Raw genomic sequence first — 2,960 nt, forward strand, 5'->3', positions numbered from 1 at the left:
GCCGTGATCGTCCCGCAGATCGTCAAGGCGACGGCGGACGCCGACGGCGGCAACGCATTCATCTCCAAGCTGTTCACCCTCGGCACCGTCGTTCTGGTCGTCGTGACGGGTATTGCGACCGCGGCGGCGCCGTGGCTGGTGCATCTGGTTGCCGGCAAGGCGAACGAGTCCACTCTCGCCCTCGCCACGGCACTCGCGTACTGGTGCCTGCCACAGATCCTTCTCTACGGTCTCTACGCGATGCTCGGCGAGGCCCTCAACGCGCGGAAGATCTTCGGTCCGTTCACGTGGGCACCTGTCGTCAACAACATCGTGTCCATCGCCGGCTTCCTCGCACTCGGTGCTCTCTTCGGTCCGGTGTCCACAAAGGCGGCGGACTGGACGCCGGAGATGATCACTCTGCTCGGTGCCACGGCCACGCTGGGCATCGCGCTGCAGGCTGTCGTGCTGCTGGTGTTCTGGCGTCGAACGGGTCTCGCTCTGAAGCCCGACTTCCACTGGCGCGGTGTGGGTCTGGGCAATGTCGGACGCCTGGCGGGCTGGACCTTCCTCATGGCTTTCGCGAGCCTCTCCGCCGGAGTCCTTCAGGGTTACATCGTCAGTGAGGTCGCCGGTCTCGGTGCCTCCGCCACGGTGACGGCGAACGCATGGCTCATCTTCATGCTCCCGTACTCAGTGATCGTGCTATCGATCGGCACTCCCTACTTCACTCAGATCAGCGGGCACGCCGCTGCCGGGCGCGACGATGAGGTCCGCGCCGACATCGCACGAAGCATCCGTACTCTGTTGTTCTTCATCGTCGCAGCCACCGCCGCCGTCGCGGCCGCGGCCATTCCCGCCTCGCGCGTGTTCACCGACTCGGCGGCGGATGCCCAGGCGGCGGCTCTGGTGCTGATCGCTTATCTCGTCGGCCTCATCCCGCTCACGATCCTGTTCATCGTCCAGCGCACGTTCTACGCGTACGACGACACGCGTACCCCGTTCTGGTTCACGATCTTCCAGTGCGTCCTCATCGTGGTCACCGCCCTCATCGCGCTCGGGATGCGCGAGGCGGGCATCATCCCGATCACCGCTCTCGCCGCTGCGGTCGCACTCGGGCAGTCGATCGCCAGCATCTTGCAGACGGTTGTGGCCACCTGGCTGCTGCACCGAAAGATCGGCGGCCTGCGAATCCGCTCCTGGATGTCAGCCATCGGTCGCTTCGCGGTTGCCGGCGTCCCCGCGGGTCTGGCCGGATGGGGCGCTTTCGCACTCCTGGGCAGCACCGCGGGCTGGACGATGGACGACAAGATCCAAGGAGCCATCGGCACCGCCATCATCGGCCTCACGGTCGTGGTCGTCTACGTCGCGATCCTCGCCCTCATGCGCGCCCCCGAGCTCAAGGCGGCAGGCTCCCTCGTCCGGCGTTTCCTGCCCGGCCGCTGATCCGCGCGCGGAGCCGTCTCCCAGCCCGGTGGCGCACACTGGCGAGGGAATGCCGCGCGGTTACCATGGGTTGAAGCAGTCGAAGGTCATTCGACCGCAGTTTCTAAGACGGAGAGCACATGCGTCAGGTCATCATCATCGGCTCCGGCCCCGCCGGATTCACGGCTGCCATCTACGCGGCCAGGGCCAACCTCAAGCCGCTGCTCATCGCGAGTTCGGTCGAGGTCGGCGGCGAGCTCATGAACACCACCGAGGTCGAGAACTACCCGGGCTTCCCCGAGGGCATCCAGGGTCCCGAGCTGATGGCGAAGTTCCAGGAGCAGGCCGAGAAGTTCGGCACCGAGGTCCTCTACGACGACGTCACCGAGCTCGACCTCGACGGCCCCGTCAAGACGGTCACGCTCGGCTCCGGTGCCGTGCACGAGACGCAGTCGCTGATCTACGCGACCGGCTCGGCCTACCGCAAGCTCGACATCGCCGGTGAGGAGCGTCTCTCCGGCTACGGCGTCTCCTGGTGCGCCACCTGCGACGGGTTCTTCTTCCGCGAGAAGACGATCGCCGTCGTCGGCGGTGGCGACTCCGCCATGGAAGAGGCCACGTTCCTCACCCGTTTCGCCTCGAAGGTCTACGTGATCCACCGCAAGGACACCCTGCGTGCCTCGAAGATCATGCAGGAGCGCGCGTTCGCGAACGAGAAGATCGAGTTCGTGTGGAACAGCGAGGTCGCCGAGGTCCTCGGTGGCGATTCCGTCTCCGGTGTGCAGCTGCGCAACACGATCGACGGCACGCTCAGCGACCTTCCCATCGATGGACTCTTCATCGCGATCGGCAACGACCCGCGCACGCACCTCGTGCACGACAAGCTCGAGCTGACGGCCGAGGGCACCATCTGGGTCGACGGCCGTTCGTCGAAGACCTCGGTTCCCGGCGTGTTCGCCGCCGGCGACGTGATCGACCCGACATACCGCCAGGCCATCACGGCTGCCGGGACCGGTACGGTCGCGGCCCTGGATGCGGAGCACTTCCTCACTGATCTCGAGGATGCCTCCGTGGAGGTTCCGGCTGCGGAGGCCGCCGAGATCATCGTCGCCTGAGGCGGCGGGAACACTTTTCCCTCGTCTGCTGTTGTAGCAGGCGAACCCCAATCAAGGAGAACTCTGATGAGTGCAAAGGCTACGAGCCAGGCGACCTGGGAGCAGGACGTTCTGCAGGCCGACGGTCCGGTGCTGGTGGACTTCTGGGCTGAGTGGTGTGGTCCGTGTCGCATGGTCGCGCCGGTTCTGGACGAGATCCAGGCCGACAACCCCGACAAGATCACCATCCTCAAGCTCAACGTCGACGAGAACCCCGAGCTGGCGATGAAGTATCAGATCACGTCGATCCCGGCGATGAAGGTCTTCCACGGTGGTGAGGTCAAGACGACCATCATCGGTGCGAAGCCGAAGTTCGCGCTCGAGAAGGACCTCGCCGCATTCATCGGCTGATCCTCTGACGTCGAAAGGCCGCCATCCCCTCGGGGGTGGCGGCCGTTTCGT

The 2,960-nt window shown here is 65.5% G+C and carries 3 protein-coding genes; all 3 read left to right on the plus strand.

What is annotated here, in order from left to right; genetic code table 11:
* Positions 1-1,425: murein biosynthesis integral membrane protein MurJ (murJ, locus tag ACNPM4_RS01730; protein ID WP_448984487.1), on the plus strand; the 1,425-nt coding region annotated here is incomplete at its 5' end.
* A gap of 119 nt (positions 1,426-1,544) precedes the next feature.
* Complete coding sequence (gene trxB, locus ACNPM4_RS01735; protein ID WP_448984488.1) at positions 1,545-2,519, plus strand: thioredoxin-disulfide reductase; 975 nt, start codon at positions 1,545-1,547, stop codon at positions 2,517-2,519.
* Between the two features lie 66 nt (positions 2,520-2,585).
* Positions 2,586-2,909 carry a thioredoxin gene (gene trxA / locus ACNPM4_RS01740; RefSeq protein ID WP_021201395.1) on the plus strand — a complete coding sequence of 108 codons (324 nt, stop codon included), beginning with the start codon at positions 2,586-2,588 and terminating at the stop codon, positions 2,907-2,909.
* Positions 2,910-2,960 lie beyond the last annotated feature (51 nt).

This window comes from Microbacterium umsixpiens, from assembly GCF_053543675.1.